Source organism: Claveliimonas monacensis (assembly GCF_014982975.1).
Classification (GTDB): domain Bacteria; phylum Bacillota; class Clostridia; order Lachnospirales; family Lachnospiraceae; genus Claveliimonas; species Claveliimonas monacensis.
Genome location: NZ_JADCKL010000001.1, coordinates 276,063 through 298,995, shown reverse-complemented (window position 1 = coordinate 298,995; position 22,933 = coordinate 276,063). Strand labels below are relative to the sequence as shown.

25 protein-coding genes are annotated in these 22,933 nt (G+C 53.6%); 1 reads left to right on the top strand and 24 read right to left on the bottom strand.

Features of this window, described 5'->3' with window-relative positions; genetic code table 11:
* The first annotated feature begins 6 nt into the window (after positions 1-6).
* Complete coding sequence (locus tag INF30_RS01405) at positions 7-1,461, top strand: glutamate synthase subunit beta (RefSeq protein ID WP_226393998.1); 1,455 nt, start codon at positions 7-9, stop codon at positions 1,459-1,461.
* A gap of 231 nt (positions 1,462-1,692) precedes the next feature.
* On the opposite strand, the gene recN is transcribed toward INF30_RS01405, so the two are convergent.
* The 24 genes from recN to truB form a co-directional block, all read right to left on the bottom strand.
* Positions 1,693-3,366, bottom strand: coding sequence for a DNA repair protein RecN (gene recN / locus INF30_RS01400; RefSeq protein WP_226393997.1), 1,674 nt, complete (start codon positions 3,364-3,366; stop codon positions 1,693-1,695).
* Positions 3,367-3,393: 27 nt separating this feature from the next.
* Entirely contained in the window at positions 3,394-3,843 is a 450-nt protein-coding gene (gene argR, locus INF30_RS01395) for an arginine repressor (RefSeq protein WP_076777488.1), read from the bottom strand.
* 4 nt (positions 3,844-3,847) lie between these two features.
* On the bottom strand, positions 3,848-4,678 hold the full coding sequence (locus tag INF30_RS01390) for an NAD(+)/NADH kinase (RefSeq protein ID WP_076777489.1): 831 nt from the start codon (positions 4,676-4,678) through the stop codon (positions 3,848-3,850).
* Between the two features lie 3 nt (positions 4,679-4,681).
* The gene (locus INF30_RS01385) at positions 4,682-5,491 is read right to left on the bottom strand and encodes a TlyA family RNA methyltransferase (protein ID WP_226393996.1); all 810 of its coding nucleotides are present in this window, start codon (positions 5,489-5,491) and stop codon (positions 4,682-4,684) included.
* 36 nt (positions 5,492-5,527) lie between these two features.
* Positions 5,528-7,426, bottom strand: coding sequence for a 1-deoxy-D-xylulose-5-phosphate synthase (dxs, locus tag INF30_RS01380; protein ID WP_226393995.1), 1,899 nt, complete (start codon positions 7,424-7,426; stop codon positions 5,528-5,530).
* A 12-nt stretch (positions 7,427-7,438) separates the two neighbouring features.
* Positions 7,439-8,344: a polyprenyl synthetase family protein gene (locus INF30_RS01375; protein ID WP_076777492.1), complete on the bottom strand. Its 906-nt coding sequence runs from the start codon at positions 8,342-8,344 to the stop codon at positions 7,439-7,441.
* The gene (xseB, locus tag INF30_RS01370; protein ID WP_076777493.1) at positions 8,331-8,570 is read right to left on the bottom strand and encodes an exodeoxyribonuclease VII small subunit; all 240 of its coding nucleotides are present in this window, start codon (positions 8,568-8,570) and stop codon (positions 8,331-8,333) included. The genes INF30_RS01375 and xseB overlap by 14 nt, the downstream gene beginning before the upstream one ends.
* Entirely contained in the window at positions 8,555-9,790 is a 1,236-nt protein-coding gene (gene xseA, locus INF30_RS01365; RefSeq protein ID WP_226393994.1) for an exodeoxyribonuclease VII large subunit, read from the bottom strand. The genes xseB and xseA overlap by 16 nt, the downstream gene beginning before the upstream one ends.
* Positions 9,791-9,813: 23 nt before the next feature.
* Positions 9,814-10,212 (bottom strand): transcription antitermination factor NusB, encoded by a 399-nt coding sequence (gene nusB, locus INF30_RS01360; RefSeq protein ID WP_076777495.1) that lies wholly within the window; start codon positions 10,210-10,212, stop codon positions 9,814-9,816.
* Positions 10,213-10,596: an Asp23/Gls24 family envelope stress response protein gene (locus INF30_RS01355; protein ID WP_033125536.1), complete on the bottom strand. Its 384-nt coding sequence runs from the start codon at positions 10,594-10,596 to the stop codon at positions 10,213-10,215.
* A gap of 124 nt (positions 10,597-10,720) precedes the next feature.
* Positions 10,721-12,325 carry a peptide chain release factor 3 gene (locus tag INF30_RS01350; protein ID WP_076777496.1) on the bottom strand — a complete coding sequence of 535 codons (1,605 nt, stop codon included), beginning with the start codon at positions 12,323-12,325 and terminating at the stop codon, positions 10,721-10,723.
* Between the two features lie 156 nt (positions 12,326-12,481).
* Complete coding sequence (locus INF30_RS01345; RefSeq protein ID WP_226393993.1) at positions 12,482-13,177, bottom strand: lamin tail domain-containing protein; 696 nt, start codon at positions 13,175-13,177, stop codon at positions 12,482-12,484.
* Between the two features lie 98 nt (positions 13,178-13,275).
* Positions 13,276-13,932, bottom strand: coding sequence for a SpoIIIAH-like family protein (locus tag INF30_RS01340; protein ID WP_226393992.1), 657 nt, complete (start codon positions 13,930-13,932; stop codon positions 13,276-13,278).
* 12 nt (positions 13,933-13,944) lie between these two features.
* Positions 13,945-14,565, bottom strand: coding sequence for a stage III sporulation protein AG (locus INF30_RS01335; RefSeq protein ID WP_226393991.1), 621 nt, complete (start codon positions 14,563-14,565; stop codon positions 13,945-13,947).
* Positions 14,552-14,929: a stage III sporulation protein AF gene (locus INF30_RS01330; protein ID WP_226393990.1), complete on the bottom strand. Its 378-nt coding sequence runs from the start codon at positions 14,927-14,929 to the stop codon at positions 14,552-14,554. The genes INF30_RS01335 and INF30_RS01330 overlap by 14 nt, the downstream gene beginning before the upstream one ends.
* A 29-nt stretch (positions 14,930-14,958) precedes the next feature.
* A complete protein-coding gene (locus tag INF30_RS01325) occupies positions 14,959-16,158 on the bottom strand; it encodes a stage III sporulation protein AE (RefSeq protein ID WP_226393989.1) in 1,200 nt (399 codons plus the stop codon).
* A complete protein-coding gene (locus INF30_RS01320; RefSeq protein ID WP_076777501.1) occupies positions 16,155-16,541 on the bottom strand; it encodes a SpoIIIAC/SpoIIIAD family protein in 387 nt (128 codons plus the stop codon). Before INF30_RS01320 ends, INF30_RS01325 begins: the two co-directional genes overlap by 4 nt.
* A 35-nt stretch (positions 16,542-16,576) precedes the next feature.
* Entirely contained in the window at positions 16,577-16,771 is a 195-nt protein-coding gene (gene spoIIIAC, locus INF30_RS01315) for a stage III sporulation protein AC (protein WP_076777502.1), read from the bottom strand.
* A 9-nt stretch (positions 16,772-16,780) separates the two neighbouring features.
* Positions 16,781-17,299, bottom strand: coding sequence for a stage III sporulation protein AB (locus INF30_RS01310; RefSeq protein ID WP_076777503.1), 519 nt, complete (start codon positions 17,297-17,299; stop codon positions 16,781-16,783).
* Positions 17,296-18,213 carry a stage III sporulation protein AA gene (gene spoIIIAA / locus INF30_RS01305; protein WP_226393988.1) on the bottom strand — a complete coding sequence of 306 codons (918 nt, stop codon included), beginning with the start codon at positions 18,211-18,213 and terminating at the stop codon, positions 17,296-17,298. The genes INF30_RS01310 and spoIIIAA overlap by 4 nt, the downstream gene beginning before the upstream one ends.
* Before the next feature lie 160 nt (positions 18,214-18,373).
* Complete coding sequence (locus INF30_RS01300; protein WP_076777505.1) at positions 18,374-20,461, bottom strand: polyribonucleotide nucleotidyltransferase; 2,088 nt, start codon at positions 20,459-20,461, stop codon at positions 18,374-18,376.
* 204 nt (positions 20,462-20,665) lie between these two features.
* Entirely contained in the window at positions 20,666-20,932 is a 267-nt protein-coding gene (gene rpsO / locus INF30_RS01295; RefSeq protein WP_033125523.1) for a 30S ribosomal protein S15, read from the bottom strand.
* 132 nt (positions 20,933-21,064) lie between these two features.
* Positions 21,065-21,991, bottom strand: coding sequence for a bifunctional riboflavin kinase/FAD synthetase (locus INF30_RS01290; protein ID WP_226393987.1), 927 nt, complete (start codon positions 21,989-21,991; stop codon positions 21,065-21,067).
* 31 nt (positions 21,992-22,022) lie between these two features.
* A complete protein-coding gene (gene truB, locus INF30_RS01285) occupies positions 22,023-22,931 on the bottom strand; it encodes a tRNA pseudouridine(55) synthase TruB (RefSeq protein ID WP_226393986.1) in 909 nt (302 codons plus the stop codon).
* Between the last annotated feature and the right edge of the window lie 2 nt (positions 22,932-22,933).

The window sequence follows — 22,933 nt, the reverse complement described above, 5'->3', positions numbered from 1 at the left end:
CTGACTATGGGAAAACCAACTGGTTTTTTAGAATATAAAAGAATGGATAATTCATCCTGTGCTCCGGAGGAGCGCATCAAGAATTTCAATGAATTTCATCCCCCTCTTTCCCCTGAGGAAAGAAGGCTCCAGGGGGCACGCTGCATGAACTGCGGCGTTCCCTTCTGCCAGTCTGCACTGCAGCTGAAAGGCATGGTGACAGGCTGTCCGCTCCACAATCTGATCCCGGAGTGGAACGACGAGGTGTTTCACGGGAATTACTCCCAGGCGCTCTCCCGTCTGCGCAAGACCAGCAGCTTCCCGGAATTTACCGGAAGAGTCTGCCCGGCTCTGTGCGAAAAGGCCTGTGTGTGCGGCATGCACGATGATCCGGTCACCATCCGCGACAATGAGCTCTTCATTATAGAGACAGTCTTTGCTGAGGGAAATATGAAGCCCCGCATCCCGGCGGTGCGCACGGATAAGAAGGTGGCCGTGGTTGGGTCCGGTCCCGCCGGCCTGGCAGCCGCCGACCAGCTGGGCCAGAGAGGCCATCATGTGACTGTCTTTGAGAGGGAGGACCGTGTGGGAGGGCTCCTCATGTACGGCATCCCCAACATGAAGCTGGACAAATCCATCGTGCAGCGCCGGGTGGATCTTATGACTGCGGAGGGCATAGAGTTCGTGACCGGAGCCAACATCGGCGCCGACATCCCGGCACAGAAGCTGCTGGAGGAGTACGACGCTGTGGTCCTGTGCTGCGGCTCCAAGAGAGCCAGGGACCTAAACGGTGAGGGCCGTCAGGCGGAGGGCATCTACTTTGCCGTGGACTTCCTCACAAGGGCCACAAAGCACCTGCTGGACGGCACTCCCTGGGTGTCTGCAAAGGGCAAAAAGGTCATCATCGTGGGCGGTGGAGACACCGGCAACGACTGCGTGGGAACCTGCATCCGCCAGGGCTGCGCCTCTGTCACACAGATCGAGATGATGCCCAAGGCCCCGGATGAGCGCACCCCATCCAATCCCTGGCCGGAGTGGCCCAAAATCTGCAAGACCGATTACGGGCAGGAGGAGGCCATCTACTGCTTTGGCCACGATCCCCGGATCTACGAGACGACCATCAAGGAGTTCCTGACAGACGACAAAAACCAGCTCACAGGAGTGAAAACGGTGAAGCTTGCCTTCAAGGACGGGAAAATGACAGAGGTAGAGGGAAGTGAACAGATCCTGGAGGCAGACCTTCTCCTCATCGCGGCAGGCTTTACCGGATGTGAGTCCTATGTGTCAGACGCCTTCCAGCTTGACCTCACACCCAGAGGCGTGGCCGCCACTGCCCCCTCCTCCTACAGGACAAACACCGAAAAGGTATTTGCCGCAGGCGACATGCACAGAGGCCAGTCCCTTGTGGTCTGGGCCATTGCCGAAGGCCGGGAATGCGCCAGAGAAGTGGATGAATATCTGATGGGATATACGAATATGTAAGAGAAGTGTTAGTTGTGTCTCGAATGACGCAGACGCCCACCTTGCTTTGCCGAGCGGATGGGCGTTTTCCTTTTTCTGGATACTGTTTTTCTATACATGAAGCAACACAAATAAATTACTTTGTATGTAACTTCAAATACAGCGACAGTATCCAGCAGACTTATTTGAAATACTGCACTGGCGATCAATGCCAGGAATAAAATAAATTGTCAACTCATTATTTAAACAGATTTATTTCCCGCTGCGGGCCAGCTCTCTCATCTCCCTTGCATTCTCAAGGACAGTATCCGTGATCTTTGCGCCTCCCAGTATTCTGGCCAGCTCCTCCACCGACTCTTCGTTGGAGAGCTGGCGGATATCTGTGTGGGTCTTTCCCTCATACACTGTCTTCTCGATCAGATAGTGGGCATCCGCCTGGGCGGCGATCTGAGCCAGATGGGTGATGCAAATGACCTGATGGGTTCTTCCGATGACAGCCATCTTCTCGGATACTTTCTGAGCCGTTCTGCCGCTGATCCCCACATCGATCTCATCGAAGATCAGGGTGGGGATCTCATCTTTATCTGCCATCACAGTCTTGATGGCCAGCATGATCCTGGACAGCTCACCGCCGGAAGCGACTTCAGCCAGCGGCTTCAGGGGTTCACCGGGGTTCATGGAGATCATGTAGGAGATGTCATCCTTTCCGTTTGCCGTGTACTCCGGCAGACTGGAAAAATCGATCTGGAACCGCACATCCGCAAAATTCAGATCCTTAAGTCCCTCTGTGATCTTCTCGGAAAAGAGAAGGCTCTGCTCCTTTCTGAGTCTTGTCAGTACTGTTGTGTTCTTCTCCAGATGCTTGAGAGCACGCTCATATTTCTCCTTCAGTTCCTCAAGATAGCGGTCATAATCATTCAGGACAAGGAGACGGCTCTTTTTCTCCTCACAGTACACCCTGATCTGCTCTATCGTACTGCCGTACTTTGTCTTGAGTCGGTTGATCTCATTGAGCCTGTTCTCAGTCTCTGCAAAATCTTCGTCAGAAAAGTCAAGAGACTTTTCGTAGTCTGCAAGCTCTCTGTTGAAATCATTCAGAAGGCTGTCCACTTCCAAAAGCTGGTCGTACAGTTCCTTTGCAGCTTCATCCAGACCTGCTGCTTCGGCAAGACTTCTGATGGCGCGGCTCAGCGACTCGCTTGCGCTATCCCCATCTTCGCTGGTGTAGCCGTGGGCTTCATGGACGCCCTCCACGATCTTTCTGCTGTTGACCATGCGCCGGTAGCTCTCTTCCAGCTCCTCGTCCTCTCCGTCCTGCAGAGCCGCCTCCTCGATCTCCCCTATTTCAAATTCCAGGAAGGAAGCCTCTTTGGCCCGCGCGGCCTCATCCTGATCTGCTTCCTCCAGCTCTTTTTTCCACTTCTTGTACTCCTGGAAAGAGACGAAGACTTTCTCTTTTGCCTCCAGGATCTTTTCAGAGGCAAAGGCATCCAGGATCTCCAGCTGTCTCTTCTTGTAGAGGAGAGACTGGTGCTCGTGCTGTCCATGGATGTCGATCAGGATCCCTGCCGCCTCCTTCAGAAGAGAGATGGGCACCGTCTCCCCGTTGATCTTGCTGGTGCTGCGCCCCTCCATGAGCCGCCGGCTCAGGACAACAGTCCCCTCCTCCGGGAAAATATCCAGCTTTTTCAGTCTCTCTTCCTGCTTTTTATCTTCAACAGTAAAGGTCAGTTCCACAAATCCATACTGCGCTCCTTTCCGCAGAATGTCCGTGGAATATCTGGCCCCAAGAGCGAGACTGACCGAACCGAGGATGATGGATTTCCCCGCTCCGGTCTCCCCTGTCAGTATATTCAGCCCCTTTTGGAAGTCAATCTCCACCTCGTCGATCAGGGCGAGATTTTTCACATGTAAATTCTGTAACATACAGCCTCCTGTATCTTCTATAAGCCTTTAAGAAATGATTTTACTGATCTTATCCATGACGGCGATGGTATCATCCACACTGCGGATCACACAGATAATGGTGTCATCTCCCGCCACACTCCCGATGATCTCACTCCACTTCATGGCATCGAGAGCAGCACATACAGCATTGGCCATGCCCACTACCGTCTTGATCACAAGGATATTCTGGGCCATATCCATAGAGGCATATCCGTCTCTCAGTACGCGGATATATTTTTCGCTCATCTCCGATTCACCCTTCTGGTGGACCGCATATTTCTGTCTCCCGTCATCCGTGGGAACCTTGGTCAGTTTCAGATCGCGAATATCCCTGGATACAGTGGCCTGAGTTACCTTAAATCCTTCCTTGTTCAGGTATTCTGCCAGTTCCTCCTGTGTCTCGATCCTGTATTTACTGATGAGTTCTACAATCTTTGCGTGTCGGTTGATCTTCATGGTACTAATTTCCTTTCATCTTTCTGCGCATGATTTCAAGAAAGCTGACTTTGCTCAGCTTCATCAGCTTAGTCACGTGTTCTGATCTGCGTACCAGGATCCGGTCCCCGGTGCGCATCTCCACCACATCCGCGCCGTCAAATGTGGCAAACACTTCCTCTTCTCTTCCGTTTCTCCCCATTCCAATCTGCACAACGATCTCGTCATCCGCAGACAAAACAATGCTGCTTGTATTCAGGGCGTGGGAGCAGATGGGTGTGAGGACGATGAGGGATGCCGTGGGCTCCACCACCGGCCCCCCTGCTGACAGATTGTAGGCCGTGGAACCGGTAGGGGTGGAGATGATCATGCCGTCCGCCTCATAGGAATTCAGAAGAGATCCATTTACATAGAGATCAAAATGTATAACCCTCAGGTTTCCCTTACGTGAGATGACGATATCATTGAGGGCCACATCCGGTTTCATTCCCTGGAAATGTCCCTCCAGCATCATCCTGTCCTCAATACAGTAGTCGCCCTGCAGGATCTGGGCCAATGCTTCCTCCAGCCTGGGCGGGTCTACCTCTGTCAGATATCCCAGCGTTCCCATATTGATGCCAAGGATCGGGATCTCGCTTTTTAATATTCTGGCCACCTCTATAAGGGTTCCGTCCCCGCCGATGACAATGGCGCAGTCCGCGTCTTCCGGGACAGACTCCCGGATGATATTTTTTCTGTCATCCCTTTTTGAGAACAGGCAGGTCTTGCCCGCGCCCTCAAGGATCCGCCGGATCTTCTCGGTTACACGCCCATCCCTGTCTTTCCCATCGTTCGTCACTATATAAAACCGTTCCATCTTCTAACCTCGCAGTGCTTCAAATGCTTCTGACACAACAGTCTTCACATCGATCTTTTCCTCTACAGCCGCCTCCTGTGGCTGGCATTTTTCCAGGTGAACCAGATACTCAATGTTTCCCTCAGGTCCTTTGATAGGGGAGAATGTCAGGTCCAGGACTCTGAATCCGATAGACAGGGCATAAGCGATCACATTGTCAATGACTTCTATGTGGGTACTCTTGTCCCGCACAACGCCTTTCTTTCCCACTTTTTCTCTGCCGGCCTCAAACTGGGGCTTTATGAGAGCTGTGATCTGCCCATTGTCCGTCAGATAGTCCCGGATCGGCCCCAGCACTTTTGAGAGCGAGATGAAGGACACGTCTATGGAGGAAAAGTCGATAGGCTCACCTAAGTCCTCCGGCTTCACGTAGCGGATATTTGTCTTCTCCATGCAGACAACCCGCTCGTCCTGGCGGAGCTTCCAGTCCAGCTGGCCCCGTCCCACATCGATGGCGTATACCCTGACTGCGCCGTTCTGCAGCATGCAGTCTGTAAATCCTCCGGTGGATGATCCCACATCCGTGCATACCTTGCCCTCCACGGACACATCAAAGCACTTCAGTGCCTTCTCCAGCTTCAGTCCCCCCCTGCTTACATAGGGAAGGGTATGGCCGCGGACTTCGATCTGCACGTCCTCCGGGAAGGTGGTTCCCGCCTTATCTTCCTTCTGCCCGTCCACATACACGATGCCGGACATGATGATGGCCTTGGCTTTCTCCCTGGAACCGGCCAGGTTCCTTTTCACAAGCAATACATCCAGACGCTCTTTCATGGCTGTTCTCCTGTCTATTTCTATCATCCTGTTTGTTTATATTTCTCTCTTGCCGACTGTCTTCCGGGTGCAAGCAAGAATATACTCTGTCACAATGCGCTTTGTCATGGAGGGGGCGTCCAGGAGGACCTCCCTGCGCAGAACGTCCACGCTGCCGTGCTCAATATAGTCGTCCGGCAGCGCCAGGTTCAGCACCTGTACAGGCAGATCATGCTCGGAGACATACTCTGTCACCCGCTCCCCGAAGCCTCCGCAGAGGATATTTTCCTCTATGGTGACGATCAGGCTGTGGTTTTTTGCCAGTTCCTCGATCATCTGCTCATCTACAGGCTTGACGAATCTGGCGTTGACGAGGGTGCAGTTATACCCCGTCTCCTTGATGAGCCTGCGGGTTTTCAGAGCCTCCTCAAACATGTGTCCTACACTCACGATAGCGATGCTCTCCTCCTCGTAGATCACCTCGCTCCTGCCGTACTGAATAGGCGCCCGGAACTCCTCGCAGCCGTCATAGGCTGTGCCCCGCGGATACCTGAGGGCCACCGGACCGTCATAGTCAACGGCAAAGCGGAGCATGTCCGCCAGCTCCCAGCGGTTCTTGGGGGACATGACTGTCATATTGGGAATACCGCCCAGGTAGGACAGGTCAAAGATCCCCTGATGGGTCTCCCCGTCGCTTCCCACAAGACCCGCCCGATCTACCGCAAAGACAACCGGCAGATTCTGCAGTCCCACATCATGTATGATCTGGTCATATCCTCTCTGGAGGAAGGAAGAATACACGGCAAATACGGGTTTGATCCCCCCTGCCGCCAGTCCGGCAGCAAAGGTGACCGCATGGCCCTCCGCGATCCCCACGTCAAAAAACCGTCTGGGAAAGCGGCGCCGGAACTCGGAAAGCCCAGTGCCGTCAGCCATGGCAGCGGTGATGACCGCCACTTTCGGATCTCTTTTCCCTATGTCACAGATTACTTTCGAAAATATATCCGTATAGGTATCTTTTTTTGCAGTCCCTAATGGTTTCCCTGTCTCAATGTCAAATGGTCCGGTGCCGTGGAAGCGGGCCGGCTCCTGCTCTGCAGGCTTGTACCCCTTGCCCTTCTGGGTGAGGACGTGGAGGAGCACAGGCCCCTCTACCTTCTTTGCCTCCCGCAGGGCCCGGCACAGCATGGGAATATCGTGTCCTGGAATAGGGCCTAAGTAAGTGATCCCCATATCCTCAAAAAGCATGCCCGGCACCACAAGCTGCTTGATGCTGTTCTTGGTTCTCCGGATCTGCTCGATAATGGAGTCCCCTGCCACCGGGATCCTGTGCAGGGTGTTGGTAACCCCTTTTTTCAGTCCTGTATAGATGTCGGCTGTCCGGAGCCGGGCAAGGTAATCGGACATGCCCCCCACATTCTCTGAGATAGACATATAATTGTCATTCAGTACAATGATAAAATTCGTCTTGATCTGGGCCGCGTTGTTCAGCGCCTCATAGGCCATGCCGCCTGTCATGGCTCCGTCTCCAATGACAGAGATGACGCTGTAGTCTTCCCCGAGCAGGTCCCTGGCCTGCACATATCCAAGTCCGGCTGAGATGGAAGTGGAACTGTGGCCTGTGTCAAATGCGTCGCAGGCACTCTCTTTTCTCTTCGGGAAACCGCTCATGCCTCCATACTTGCGCAGATCATCGAACCCGGCTCTGCGCCCGGTCAGGATCTTGTGGGTGTAGGACTGATGCCCCACATCCCAGATCATCTTGTCCTCCGGGAGCTGGAATACCCGGTGCATGGCAATGGTCAGTTCCACCACGCCCAGATTGGAGGCCAGATGTCCCCCTGTCATACTGATCTTCTCTATCAGGAACTGCCTGATCTCGCCGGCCAGCTCCTCCAGCTCCTGGGGCTTCAGTTTTTTAATATCATTTTCTCTCTCGATCCGATCTAACAACATACCTGTCGCTCCTTATTTTTCCCTGTGGATCAGCTTTTCGATGAGCCACGCCAGATACCCGTTTTCTCCGGGAAGCTCTCCAAGAAGCCCCACCGCTTCCATGGAAGCGGACTCCACCAGTCTCCCCGCCTCCGCAAGACCTACCAGGGTCACATAGGTGCTCTTCTCGTTCTTCTCATCACTGTGGACCGGTTTGCCAAGCACCTCGCTTGTGCTGGTCACATCCAGGATATCGTCCTGGACCTGGAAGGCAAATCCTATATTTGAGGCGATCTTCTCCACCTTCTTCACATCTTCATCCGAAGCTCCGGCAAGGATGGCTCCGATCATCATGGAGCTCTCGATGAGGGCTCCCGTCTTCAGTTCATAGATAAAATCCAGGACCTCCCGGGAGACGGCATGTCCCGTCTCTTTCACATCCACCACCTGGCCGCCGATCATACCGTAGATGCCCGCTTTCCCGGCCAGGACACGGAGGGCTCTGCCTGCCAGCAGCGCCTTGTCCGGATACTGCTCAAAAGCCAGGGACGCTGTCTCAAAGGCAAAGTTCAAAAGAGCATCCCCCGCAAGGATCCCCATATCCTCCCCGTAGACTACATGGGTGGTCTTTCGTCCCCTGCGGTACTCATCGTTATCCATGGCCGGCAGATCATCGTGCACAAGAGAGTAGGTGTGGATCATCTCTATAGCCGCCATAAATGGCTCAATGATCCCGCTCTCTCCGCCGAACAGGCGGTAAGTCTCCTGCATCAGCATGGGGCGAAGCCGCTTGCCGCCTGCCATAAGGCTGTACTCCATCGCCTCCATGATGACCTTCTGCATTCCCTCTTTCCGGGGCAGATAATTTTTAAGTATGTCTTCTATCTCCTCTACCTTCCGGTCTCTTTCTCTCTCATAATCTATCTTACTGCAACTCATGGGCCTCTCCTTTTTCATCCAGAACCTGTATCTGTTTCTCCACTCGGTCTATCCTGTCACTGCATGCCTTCAGCATATCCATTCCCCTGTGGTAGAGCTGAAAGGACTTTTCCAGGGAAGACTCTGCCTCCAGCGCTCCCGTCACTGCCTCCAGCTCCGAGAAAAGCTGCTCCAGTGTCTTCTCGTCCTCCACGGGAGCCGTCTGTTCTTCTATTCTCTCTTCCATGCCGTTCCTCCTTCATCCTGCACATCCTCCACTCTGGCCCGGATCACACCGTCCGACACATAGATGTGCAGCTCCATGTCTTTTTCCACCTGGCGGATGCTCTTTACCGCCTCCCGGCTGCCTCCAGACTCCTTCTCCACATAGGAGTAGCCCTGATTCAGCTTTCCGGCTGGGGACAGGCCCCGCATTTTTTCAATATAAATGGCAAGCTGGTGTCTTGCCCTCTGTATCTTCTGTTCGATATCACGCCGCATGGCATCCTCCAGATCCACCAGGATCTGGCGCTTTTCCCGCAGCTTGTTGCCGGGGTGCAGATACCGCAGCCTGGCCTCGTACTTCTGGAGACGCAGACGGCTCACCTGTATCTGCCGGTCCATCTGCCGGTTCATCTGAAGGGCTGTCTCCTGCAGGCGCTGGTCAAAAAGACGGATATCCCAGACTGCCAGCTCCGCCGCAGCCGAGGGCGTGGGTGCCCGCAGATCTGCCACATAGTCGGCAATGGTGATATCTGTCTCATGTCCTACCGCCGAGATCACGGGCACAGAGCATTCAAAGATAGCTCTGGCCACTATCTCCTCATTGAAGGCCCACAGATCTTCGATGGAGCCGCCGCCTCTTCCCACGATCATCACATCCACGCCGGCCTGCTCCAGCATGTGTATACCCTTTACAATGCTCTCACTGGCTCCCTCTCCCTGCACCTGGGCCGGGTAGAGGATCAGCTGTACATAGGGGTTGCGCCGCCTGCTGATATTCATAATATCCCGTACCGCCGCCCCGGTGGAGGCCGTCACCACTCCCACCCGCATGGCAAAGGGAGGAATCGGCTTTTTGTACTCCTGCGCAAACATGCCCATCTCTTCCAGCTCTTTTTTCAATGCCTGGAACTTCTCATACAGAACGCCCTCTCCGTCCAGGCGTATCTGCCGGGCATAGAGCTGGTATGTGCCGCCCCGCTCGTACACACTGACCGATCCAAAGACGATCACCTGCTGTCCTTCCGCCATACGAAAAGAGAGCCCTCCACGCTGCCCTGCAAACATGACACAGGCAATCGTTCCGGACTCATCCTTCAGTGAAAAATATATATGACCCGACGTATGGTACTTACAGTTCGACACTTCGCCCTTAACGTAAATGCGGTTCAGCATGAAATCCTGGGTGAACATATTCCGGATATAGGCATTTACCTGTTTTACTGTATAAACATTTCCCGCCATGATCTGTCAATGCACCTCTCGTCTCAGTCTGCGATCCTGGCCAGAACGCCGTTTATGAAAGAGGGACTTTCGTCTCCGCCAAACCGCTTGGCAAGCTCAACAGCCTCATTGATGGCCACGGATACAGGCACGTCATCGTCCCACTTCATCTCATAGACAGCCAGCCGCAGGATGGTCAGATCCACCTTGTTCATTCTGGTGGTCTTCCAGCCTGTCGTATGCTCATTGATCAGTCTGTCAATCTCTTCTATGTGCTCTGCCACAGCCTGAGCTTTCTTCTGGATATATTCCCTGTCCTTCTCCTTCGCCTCCTCGAGCTGGTCAAAGTACATCTCCAGCTGCTGGGGCATCTCATCTGCGGTGTTGAACTCCAGGCCAAACACCATCTTAAATATATGTTCCCTTGCCTCTGTTCTCTTCACTTATGCTTCCTCCGGAACATCCACGCCTGCGATGCGGATATTGACGTCCGCAACGGTAAGGCCTGTCATATTTTCAATGGCTGCTTTCACTTTCTCCTGCACTTTCTGGCAGATGTCCATGACGTTGTAGCCGTATTTTAAATTCAGCTTCAGAGACACGGTGACGATCCCCTCCAGCACGTCCACCTTGACGCCTTTTGACAGGGATTTCATGCCCAGCTTGCTGATCAGCTCTCTGGTGGCATTGCCGGACATGGACGCCACACCGTCCACTTCCATGGCTGCAAGACCGGCGATGATGGCAACCACCTCGTCAGCGATCTTTACTTCTCCGAGATTTTCATCTTCTTTTATTGTATAGGTACTTCTCTCATCTTTTCCCATAAAAATGACCTCCATATTTGTGTTACAAATTCACATTACATTATTAATATACATTATAACAAAATTATATGCAAATGCCAACACTTTCGGCCTCTTTCCTGTGAGGCTTTTCGGCTCTGCGCCGCTAGGAACGGCCGAACTCAGAGAGGATGAGTCCCTCATTCCGATCCAGTGTCATGCGGATACTCCACTCATTGATAAAGAGAAGCAGTGGGCGGTCTTTGAGGTCTTTGATCTTCTTCATGTCGGAAGTACCCACAAGGCGGTCCAGATCCAGCTCTTCGTTCTCGATCCACCGGATGTGCTCATAGGGAAGCGTCTCCAGGCGGATCTCCACCTTGTACTCATTTTCCAGTCGGTATTTGAGCACGTCAAACTGCAGGACGCCCACCACGCCCACGATGATCTCCTCCATACCGGTGTTGTACTCCTGGAAGATCTGGATGGCTCCCTCCTGGGCGATCTGACTGATCCCCTTGATAAACTGCTTTCTCTTCATAGTGTCCACCTGGCGAACTCTCGCAAAATGCTCCGGCGCAAAGGTGGGGATCCCCTCAAAGGCAAACTTCTCCGGGGAGGCAGTCAGAGTATCTCCGATGGAGAAAATGCCCGGGTCAAACACGCCGATAATGTCCCCCGCATAGGCGTTCTCGATGATCTTTCTCTCGCTGGCCATCATCTGCTGAGGCTGGGAGAGACGCACCTTTTTCCCGCCCTGGATGTGATGGACTTCCATACCGGCGTCGAATTTGCCGGAACAGATGCGCATAAAGGCGATCCTGTCCCTGTGGGCCTTGTTCATATTTGCCTGTATCTTGAACACGAAAGCGGAGAAATCCTGCTCTTCCATCGGGTTGATCTCCCCCTTGTCTGACTTTCTGGGAAGGGGGGAGGATGTCATGGAAAGGAAGTGCTGCAAGAAGGTCTCCACGCCGAAGTTGGTGAGAGCAGAGCCGAAAAACACAGGCGACAGCTCGCCTCTGCTGACCAGCTCCTGGTCAAACTCAGCGCCCGCCCCGTCCTGGAGCTCGATCTCTTCTTCCAGCTGCAGTCTCTGGTTTTCATCGATGAGCCAGGTAATCTCCGGGTCATCGATCTTCACCTTCTTGACTTCTCCCTGTGTCGTCCCCTTCTTCGTGTCGGAGAAGAGCTCCACCTCTCTCTCTTTCCGGTCGTACACGCCCTTAAAATTCTTCCCTGATCCAATAGGCCAGTTAATGGGACAGGTGGCGATACCCAGTTCATTTTCAATGTCATCCAGAAGCTCAAAAGTGTCCATGGCTTCCCGGTCCATCTTATTGATAAAGGTAAAGATGGGGATGTGGCGCATGGTGCAGACTTTAAACAGCTTTCTCGTCTGGGCCTCCACGCCTTTGGAGGCGTCTATCACCATTACGGCAGAGTCCGCTGCCATGAGGGTACGGTAGGTATCCTCCGAGAAGTCCTGGTGCCCTGGTGTGTCCAGGATGTTGATGCAGTAACCGTCATACTCAAACTGCAGGACAGAGGATGTGACAGAGATACCTCTCTCCTTCTCGATCTCCATCCAGTCCGACACAGCGTGCTTTGCGGTGGCCTTTCCCTTCACGCTTCCCGCCTGGTTGATGGCTCCTCCGTAGAGCAGGAACTTCTCTGTCAGGGTCGTCTTTCCCGCATCCGGGTGGGAAATGATGGCAAAGGTGCGGCGCCTTTTGATTTCATCTTTCATCTGTTTTGTCAATTCCGGCATGATATAAGCTCTCCTCTATATTTTCATCTACATCAGATAGTCGTTTTACTCCGAATATACAGTTTACCACAGGTCATGCTGTGTGTGCAATTACTATCGAACAAAAAAAGGATCAAGGCTTTCCTCGCTTTGATCCTCTTCTTATACATCCTCTTTTCACCGATCCTCCCCGTCCGCAGCACCGTAGGAGCTGCGGGGCTCATAGCGGTCTTCATATTCCGGCGAGACGCCGTCCCCCCAGTAGAAGGTCCTCAGGCCATTTCCACCTCTGCCGCTTCCTCTGTCAGCTTCCAGGCTGATGACCGAGGTGCTGGAGGAAACCATATACTGACAGCTGCTTCCCTCTGTGGACAGTACATCTGCCAGGCTGCCTCCCTCATAGAGCTTTATTGTGACCGTAGCCTGATCATCGATCACAAGATCCTGCCATTTTCTGTTAAAGCTCTGTATCTGATAGGCCTCTTTCCTGCATGTATTATCTGCGCCGCACACAAGATAATATCCCTTTGCCGGGATAGTTCCGGCAAGCCCGATGGTCTTCTCCGTCCGCATGCCGTCGCTGTCCACAGTGGAACCGGCCTTTCCCTCCTCGCTCCCGGAGCTGTAGCCCAGTATGTATCCTTCCAGGCTGACTGCCTTGTCCCCCGGATTGTAAAGTTCCACATAGTCGCTGGAAAAGACGCCCTCGCTGCCGCCGGCTCCGTAGAACTGGGAAATGACCACCTGCTCCGCCGGCGCTTCCGCACCGTTGGATCTCATCCCGTACATGCCGGCCAGACCGGCCGCCACCACAGCTGCGGACAAAATTTTTATAAACGCCTTTCGGAGCGCTTGCTTTTCTCTTCCTGTCATCCTCTCATTCCCTTCCTGACCCTGGTATCTTTGTTTGCCCTTATCTTAACAGCTCCAGTTCAAATCCATCTTTGCTTCCCGTTAAATCTTTGTAAAGATCACTCCGCAGTATTGATGGGCGTGATGACGATGTTCTGGGCGGCAATCCCGGTTTTCCGGGTGATGATATCCTCAATCTGGGCCCTGTTCGCGTCCGAAAGCTCCGAGGCGTTGACCACCACATCCGCGCTGTCCGCCGTAAGGCTGACGACAGCCTCGTCAAACCCTTTGGAAGCAAGAAGTGTCTCAGCTGCGGCCTCCTTCTCTGCTAAGTCTGTCATCTGGACCATCTGGTTGACAGCGTCCTGTTTTTGCTCATCGCTTAAATTCTGATTGTCGATAATGGAGAGCAGATCCTCTTTATTCTTAGCGCGCACCTGTTCCCTTGTCACCTTCGCCTCGGCCACCACGGCGCTGGCATCTCCGCTTGTAAGTACAGCCTCCCCGGGAGTGCCGTCCACACTTCCATCATCCGCGCCCTCCTCTGTCCCTGCAGCCTCCGCGTCCGCATCCTGGCTCTCAATGTCACCTGAGCTGGCCGACACATCCTCCTCCGATATGTCCAGGAGCTCCTGGCTGGCCAGATCCCCGCTTGTCTGGGCAGCTGTATCCTCCTCCCCGAACAGCCGTCCCGAATAGTTCAGGTACCCGGCGGCAGCGATCATAACCGCAAGAGCCGCAATGATAATCTGGTTTTTCCTGAATATTTTTTTCACTCTGCTACCTCCTTAATTTTCATTGAGCTTCATTACCTTAATTTTATGCGTGTCTACATTAAATAATGCCTGCACCGCCTCTGTTATATTCTGTACTGTAACAGGCTCATCTCCGCCCTGGGCGATCACCACAACGCCCTCCACAGTGGGAGTCAGTTCCTTGGTCACATAGGGCTCCTGCCCGGAGGAGGTCCCGCTTCCATCCTCCCCGAAAACAGTGGTGCCGCTGGAGCTGTTCCTGGATGTAGTGCGGGTGCCTCCCTGGCTGTCCTGCTCTGTCACCGTCTCACTCTCTTTCTCCTCATCCTTCTCCACGACTTTCTCAGAAGTGGACCGAAGCGTCACCATGACTTCCACCTCCCCCACGCCGGAGACCTTCGAGAGCACATCTTTCAGTTTTCGCTCCATATACTCCGCATAGTCCTCCTCCCCGGGCAGCACGCCGCCGGACTGCTCCCCCGCTGCGCCGGATCTCTCACTCTCCCCGCTTCCATCCGAGACCGGAAGGGTGATCACAAGCAGCAGCACGCCAGACAAAAGAAGGATCAGCAGGCGGTCCTTCCGAAGCCACGTGCTGCCGCCCTTCCCTTTGGTCATCTTTCCCCACCATTCTTTCAACTTATTCCTGTCCAATCCTGATCTCCTCCACACTGATCCTGTTATCATCTCCTTCTTCCTCCCCGGTTTCCTCTTCTTCGCCCAGTCCCGCCTCTTCCTGGCTGCTGCTTTCTGCACCTATATTTTCCAGGTAAGCGCCTGCCTCCCGGATCTGCCGGAGCTCTTCTTCGTAAGCAGTTCCCCGGTACACCGAGAGAAATTCCTCTCCCATGCCGAGCATCTCCATGACAGGATGCAGAAGAAGGAGGACCAGCAGAAGGCCGGTAAAAAAGCGGATATATTTCCTGTACGCCTGTCCCGGTATTACATGCGTAAGAACAGCAGAGAACACCATAAAGTAAGCAATGCTTCTGATCCATTCATACAGCTGTTCCAGCATTCCATCCCTCCTTTTCCCGCCGCCTGCTCTTATGTGCTGTTTGTGGTAGCCGCCACGATGGCAATGGTCAAAAGAAAGAGCATGCCTGCTGTGAAGACCAGACGCATCAGAAGCTGGCAGGCATCTGCCATGCCTCCAATACAGCCCACCAACCTTTTGTCCGACACAGGCTGCAGAACCGCGGCAGCCAACTTGTACATGAGCACCATGATGCCAGCCTGCACCAGAGGTACTGCACAGAGTGAGAAGCAGATGATTGCCCCTGCTATGCCAATGCCGTTCTTCACCACCACAGCTGTCCCCAATATAACTTCCGCAGTTCCACCAATGGCATCCCCCACTCCCGGTATGGCTTCCACGCCCCTGGTGAGGGCGCTTCTCTTCACGCTGTCAACAGCCGGGGCGATCAGCCCCTGTATCGTGTTCAGCCCTATGACCAGCGCCAGCAGTGTCTTCAGCGTCCAGGACACCACCGTCTCGATCAGCTCTGTAAACCTGGACAAATACTCCTCCTGGGAAAGGTAGTTCAGCACCTTGATCATCATGTACACGTGGAGTGCCGGAAGCAGGAAATTCACCATAAACACTTCCACCAGAAGGATGACAAGGAGGGCCAGATTATAGAACGCTGCGGCAGTCATGCTCCCCTTTGCCAGGGAGACAGCGATAAAGTACACCGGGCAGAGTGCCTTCATAAATGCTGTCAGTAGGCGGATCCCGTCCTCCACCCAGGCCGCCGCGCTCTGAAAGGCTCCCAGGCATAGAGCGATCATCAGTATGTAGAGCACATAGAAGCTGATCTCTGATATCTGGCGCGCCTGAAACACATCGGCGAAATTGGTAAACATGGCGGCGATCACCGCAATGAGGAGCATGTGAACCAGGCTTTCCCGGTTTACCTGCAATGCGTAGAAAAGCTGGTCTGATAAAAGCTGCCCCAGAAGATCCACAGACACAGACAGATCCCCTGTGACGATACTCCTGACTGTCTCGCCGAAGTCCATCTTCTCCTCAGGGAAGATCTCCTCCAGTGTCTCATTTATGGCGTCAAAATCCAGCTCCTCCTCCAGCATCTCTTCCGCCCGGGCCGTCTCTGATCCATCCTCCTCCCCGGAAAGATCTGCGGCCAGACACCTCACAGGCGCAAGGAGCGTAACGGCAAGGAGCAATATAAGAAAGATAGCTGCCTGTACAAACGGGGATCGGCTTTCCTTTCTCCCGCGGTTCATGCCAGGAAGTCCTTTATCATTTCCAGAAGGGAGAAGACCACCGGGAGTCCCAGCACAAGAACCGCCAGTTTGGCAAACACTTCGATCTGCTGGGCGATGGTCTGGTATCCTGCGTCCCTGCACAGTGCGGAGGAAAATTCTGCCACAAATGTGATCCCCAGCATTTTCAGGAGCATCTCGATGTAGACCGGCGCCAGGTCTATGTAGGCTGTAATCTCCTGAAGCCGCTCCGCCACCACCGAAATCCTGCCAATGACAGAGAAGAAGATGAGAAGGCTGATGCCCGCACATATGTATATCCCATATTCTGTTTTTCCGCCCTTGAACTGGATAGCCAGAAGCGTTCCCGCCACGCCCAGCAGAGCGATCTGCACAATGTCCATCTCTCATCACCTTTTGTCTTCCCGCGGCAGCTTCCCTACAGAGAAAACAGATCCTGTATAGCCGCAAACAGGTCATAAATGTAGGGCACGATCCAGAACAGGACAAGGAGGAGGCCTGCCAGGCTTGTGAGAAAGGCCTGCTCTTCTCTGCCGCTGTGCTTCAGCACCTGGCTCAGCACAGAGACAAGGATGCCAACCGCCGCAATTTTAAATATCAGATCTACTTCCATCTTCTCCTCCTATATCAGCAGGATCGCCAGCAGGATGCCGCCGGACATTCCAAGGACCCTGTAAAGTTTTTTCTGTGTCTGCATGGTACGCTGCATTTCCTCCATCCTCCCTTCCAGATGTTCCACATACATCTGGAGGTGGGAGATCTGCATCTTCACATCTGCCGTGCCAAGATACTGTCCCAGGTCATACAGTCTCTTTTTCTCTTCCTCTTTCAGCGCCAGTCCTCCCAGATGCTCTCTGGCCGTCTCCTCCCAGATACCGGGAAAACTGCCCTCCGTGCGCAGGTCCATCTTTTCCTGGAGACATGTGAGCCAGGATGCGTAGGGTTCCTGCTGTGTGTCTGCAATGAGGAGGAAAGCCTCCGACAGGAAGGACCTGGCATACCGGATCTCCCCCTGGAGCATGTGCATGATCCTGCGGATATCCTGAATCTGTCTGTACTCTTCCTCCAGCGCGTCCGCGGCCCGGAAGCCAAACAACGTGGCCGCTCCGATTACCATAAGGCCCCCTGCCAGCCGGATCATTCCTCTCTCCTAACCGGTCTTCCGTACTCGTCGTATATGCCTTCCACCTGTCCTCTGCCGGCCAGGACAATATACCTCTCGAACCTTTTTTCGTCGATCATTTTTCTGGATACCGGTTTCTTCCTGAGCTCTTCCACAGAAGAACCGTGCATGGTGGCGATCAGCTTACATCCGCAGTGCATGGCGTACTCGATAGCGTGCACGTCCTCCTGGGCCCCGATCTCGTCCACAGCGATCACCTGGGGCGCCATGGAGCGGATCAGCATGATCATCCCCTCCGCCTTCGGGCACCCGTCCAGCACATCGGTGCGTATCCCCAGATGATTCTGCGCCACGCCCCTGTAGCAGCCCGCGATCTCCGAGCGCTCATCCACCACACCCACGGTCATCCCTTTTACCAGATAGCTGCCATCTGAGATCTGCCGGACCATATCCCGCAGCAGGGTTGTCTTCCCGCATCCGGGCGGAGACAGGATCAGGGTGTGCGCAATCTGCCTGTTGCGCGTCACGTAAGGCATGACCTTGTCCGCACATCCCTGGACTTCATGGGAAATCCGGATGTTGACGGATGAAATATATTTCAGGTTTTTCACGTGCCCTCCGTCCAGTATCACCTGTCCGGTCATCCCCACTCTGTGTCCTCCCTCGATGGTGATAAATCCCTGCCGCATCTCCTCCTCGCAGGCATAGAGGGAATAGTTGCTGGTATAGTCCACAGCCTCCCGCACATCCCTGGCTGTCACAGTATAGGGATGTCCCCCTCCGGGGATCTTCTCCTCGCCAAGGCAGCGGATCAGCAGCGGCTGGCCGGTCCTTAGCTTGATCTCCTGGAGATCATCATAGTCTTTAATTTCCTGATCCAACACATGCCGCACCCTCTCCGGGAGGATTCTCCATACTCTTTCTTTCTGCATCTTTGTCCACCTCTTTAACCCATATATATGTTGCGGACAATCATTTATTCACCCTGTTTTCAAAATGTTTTTCTGTAGAAATGAAAAAGGGCATGCCCCAAAGCCTGTTTAAGAGGCTTTGAGACATACCCTTATATTATCTGTTCTGTATGGCGGGATCTTACTCTGCCACGTCCTTCATGCTGAAGGAGAAGCGTCCCATCTTGTCTTTTCCAAGGCATACGACCTTCACAACATCGCCCAGGGTGAGCACGTCCTCCACCTGTTTGATGTGCTGTTTGGAAATCTTGGAAATGTGGACCATTCCCTCTTTTCCCGGAGCAAACTCGAGGAAGGCGCCGAACTCTTTGATGCTGACAACTTTTCCTTCCAGCACCTGGCCTGCCTCGAACTCTGTGACAATGATCTCGATGAGGCGTCTTGCCCGCTCCATAGCATCGCTCTCTGTTCCACAGATGGATACGGATCCGTCGTCCTCAATATCGATCTTCACGCCGGTCTCCTCGATGATGGCGTTGATGGTCTTTCCTCTCTGACCAACCACATCGCCGATCTTCTGCGGATCGATCTGCATCTGGATGATCTTCGGCGCGTACGGTCCCACTTCCGGTCTCGGCTCAGCGATAGTCTTTGACATCACCTCGTCAAGGATGTAGGTCCTTGCCTTCTTTGTGGCCGCAATAGCCTCCTCAATGATAGGTCTTGTCAGACCGTGGATCTTAATATCCATCTGAATCGCTGTGATACCTTTGTGTGTACCGGCCACCTTGAAGTCCATGTCTCCGAAGAAGTCTTCCAGACCCTGGATATCTGTCAGCACCAGGTAGTCATCATCTGTCTCGCCTGTCACAAGACCTGCTGAGATACCAGCCACAGCCGCCTTAATGGGCACGCCTGCCGCCATCAGGGACATGGAGGATGCACATACGCTGGCCTGGGATGTGGATCCGTTGGACTCAAACGTCTCGGACACAGTACGGATCGCGTAGGGAAACTCACTCTCGCTGGGAAGCACAGGTATGAGGGCTCTCTCAGCCAGAGCTCCATGACCGATCTCACGGCGTCCCGGTCCTCTGGAAGGTCTTGTCTCACCTACAGAGTAGGACGGGAAATTATAGTGGTGCATGTAGCGCTTGGATGTCTCATGTTCATCCAGTCCGTCAAGGCGCTGTGCCTCGGACAGCGGCGCCAGAGTTGTCAGTGTACAGATCTGTGTCTGTCCTCTTGTAAACATGGCAGATCCGTGTACTCTCGGGATCAGATCCACTTCCGCGGAAAGCGGACGGATCTGGTCGATGGCTCTGCCGTCCGGACGCTTGTGATCTTTCAGGATCATCTTGCGCACAGTCTTCTTCTGATACTGATATACCGCCTCAGGCAGCTTTGCCAGATACTCTTCGTTCTCTGCGAAAGCCTCCTCCAGCTTTTCTGTCACCTGGCGGATATTCTCTTCTCTTGTCTGTTTATCGTCCGTAAATACCGCTCCCTCCATCTCTTCCGGAGTAACGATCTTCTGGATGTCATCAAACAGTTCCTGGGGAACAGCGAAACTCTCGTACGCGTGCTTCGGCTTGCCGCACTCTGCAACGATGGTCTCGATGAAAGCAATGACTTTCTGGTTCAGCTCGTGAGCTGCGAAGATAGCCTCGATCATCTGTGCCTCCGGCACTTCGTTGGCTCCCGCTTCGATCATGATCACTTTCTCTTTTGTGGAGGCAACAGTCAGGGCCATGTCAGAGACCTCTTTCTGCGCTGCTGTCGGGTTGAACACGAACTCTCCGTCCACAAGTCCTACCTGTGTAGCGGAGATAGGGCCGTCAAAGGGGATGTCGGAAATGCATGTTGCAATGGCAGCTCCCAGCATGGCTGTCAGCTCTGGTGAGCAGTCCTGATCCACGGACAGAACAAGGTTCTCCAGTGTCACGTCGTTTCTGTAGTCTTTCGGGAAGAGAGGACGCATGGGACGGTCAATGACACGGCATGTCAGGATGGCGTTTTCAGAAGCCTTTCCCTCACGCTTGTTAAATCCGCCCGGGATCTTTCCCACAGCGTACATTCTCTCATTATACTCCACACTCAGGGGGAAGAAATCGATCCCCTCTCTCGGTTTCTCAGATGCAGTCGCCGTACACAGGACTGTTGTGTCGCCGTAGTGCATGAGCACCGCGCCGTTGGCCTGCTTTGCCACTCTGTCCACATCGACACGGAGTGTTCTTCCGGCTAATTCCATTTCATACTTCTTATACATGGCGTTCTCCTTTAAAAAATATTATTCAGCCGGGGCAGGCAAAACCGAAACTACTGAAAAACATATTTGCCGCCGCAACTGTGCTTTTCAGTGGTCTCGGAATTTATCCCTGCCCACAATCTAAGATATTATATCATAGAAACGACCGGCAGGCAAGAAAAAGGAACACCCATTTTGGGTGTTCCCTTCTATCTTCCGGCCGGATTATTTTCTCAGGCCAAGTCTCTCGATCAGTGCACGATATCTCTCGATATCCTTCTTTTTCAGGTATGCAAGAAGTCCTCTTCTCTGTCCAACCATCTTCAGAAGTCCTCTTCTTGAGTGATGATCCTTCGGGTTAGCCTTGAAGTGGTCTGTCAGGTCGTTGATCCTTGCTGTCAGGATAGCGATCTGTACCTCCGGAGAACCTGTGTCTCCCTCTCCTCTTCCATACTCAGCGATGATCTGTGCTTTCTGCTCTTTTGAAATCATGTTTCATTTCCTCCTTTTTCTTATACATGGCCAGGTATTAAGTAATGGTCGGAGTCTTCCTCTTACCGAACACCGGCTGTTCTTTACCACTTGCGTAGTATAGCATACGCAGATGGGAAAGTAAACACTTTTTTATTTTAAGCGGGCGAAAAATTCTCTGCCGCAGGCGATATCCTGCTCCACATGCCGTTTCATCTCCGCCACATCCCGGAACTTCTGTTCCGGCCGACGGAAGGACTTAAAGCGGATCTTTACCTGTTTCCCATAGGCATTGTCACTGTAGTCCAGAAGATAGCTCTCAATGAGCATCCTGCCGTTGTCTGTCACCGTTGGCTTGACTCCCAGGTTTCCGATGGCATTGTACCATTTTCCATCCACTTCCACCTGCTCCAGATAGACACCGTTGGGAGGGAGCAGCTTCTCTTTGGGCGGCTCCACGTTAAACGTAGGAAAGCCCAGCGTGCGGCCCAGCTTTTTCCCGTGCTCCACGGTACCTTCCACCCCGTAGGGGTATCCCAGAAGCGTCTCCACGAGATCCATTTTGCCGGCTGCCAGCGCCTCCTTCACAAAGGTGCTGCTGATCTCCCGTCCTTCATAGCGCTCCTTGTCCACCACTTCCAGCTGGTAGTTGTACTGGTCCTGGTATGCGGCAAGCATGTGGATGTCTCCTCTCTTTTGATGTCCAAAGTGAAAGTCCGTGCCCACCACAACATAGTCCGCGTGGAAAAGCCCGGCCAGCACATCCCGGATAAAGTCCTCTGCACTCATCTGGCTGAAAGTCTCTGTAAAGGGGCAGTCCACCAGATAGTCCACCTGGTCCTCCAGATGCATCTGCCGCTCCGCTTTCGTCATCAACACCTGGTAGGGGCGCTCCAGACGACGGTACAGAGGCTCCATGTCAAAAGAGCAGACAATGCTGTTGATACCGTCCATCCTGCTATATTCTGTTACCCGCTCCACCAATTTCTGGTGTCCTCTGTGCAGGCCATCAAACTTTCCAAGCGTCACGGCGCTCCTGCCTGTTCCGCTGAAAGCCTCCAGTCCATTTATATACTGCATTGCGATCCCTTCTTTGTCGTCAGTCCTGCCCCTAAGGGCTGAAAAACATTTTTTCATTCTTGTATAGATTACTTTTCTGCTGATAGCGGTACAGAGCGATAAAACGGCCCGAGCAGTCGTACATGCGCACCACATCCCCGTCCTTTATCTGCGTCGCTTCTCCTGTCTGTCCCTGCAGGCGCAGCGGATTGCCGTTGTACAAAAGCGCCTCCAGATGTCTCGGCACATCCACTCTGGGACAGGTCTCAAACACTCTGTCCACCGGTATCAGGTGTTCTGCAAGAGCGCCCGTATCCCGGTACTGCTGTAGATCGGAGAGCTTCAGGCTGTCCTCTATCCTGAAATTCCCCACTCTGGTACGCAGCAGCTCCTCCATGCATCCGCCCACGCCCAGCATCTCCCCGATGTCATCACAGAGCGTGCGGATATAAGTGCCTTTGGAGCACTCCACTTCCAGCCAGACGCGGGGAAGCTCCATCTTCTGTATCTCTATCCTGTGGATCTGCACTTTCCGGGCTTTGCGCTCCACAGTCTTTCCTTCCCTTGCCAGCTCATAGAGCTTCTTTCCACCCACTTTCAGGGCAGAGTACATGGGAGGCGTCTGCATGTAGTCTCCGAGGAAGCTCTTCACTGCTCTTTCCACATCCTCCGGGGTGAGGCCGGAGGCATCTCTTTCTTCCAGACAGGCGCCGGAGATATCCTGCGTATCTGTCCTTCGCCCAAGCAGCAGCACAGCCCGGTATGTCTTGCTTTTATCTGTCAGTACGCCGCACACCTTGGTTGCTTTTCCCAAACATACGGGAAGGACGCCCTCCGCATCCGGATCCAGCGTCCCTGTATGCCCGATCTTCCTCTGACCTGCGATCCCCCGCAGTTTTGCCACCACATCGTGTGATGTGTAGCCTTTCTCTTTGTAAACATTGAAAATGCCGTCCAACATGT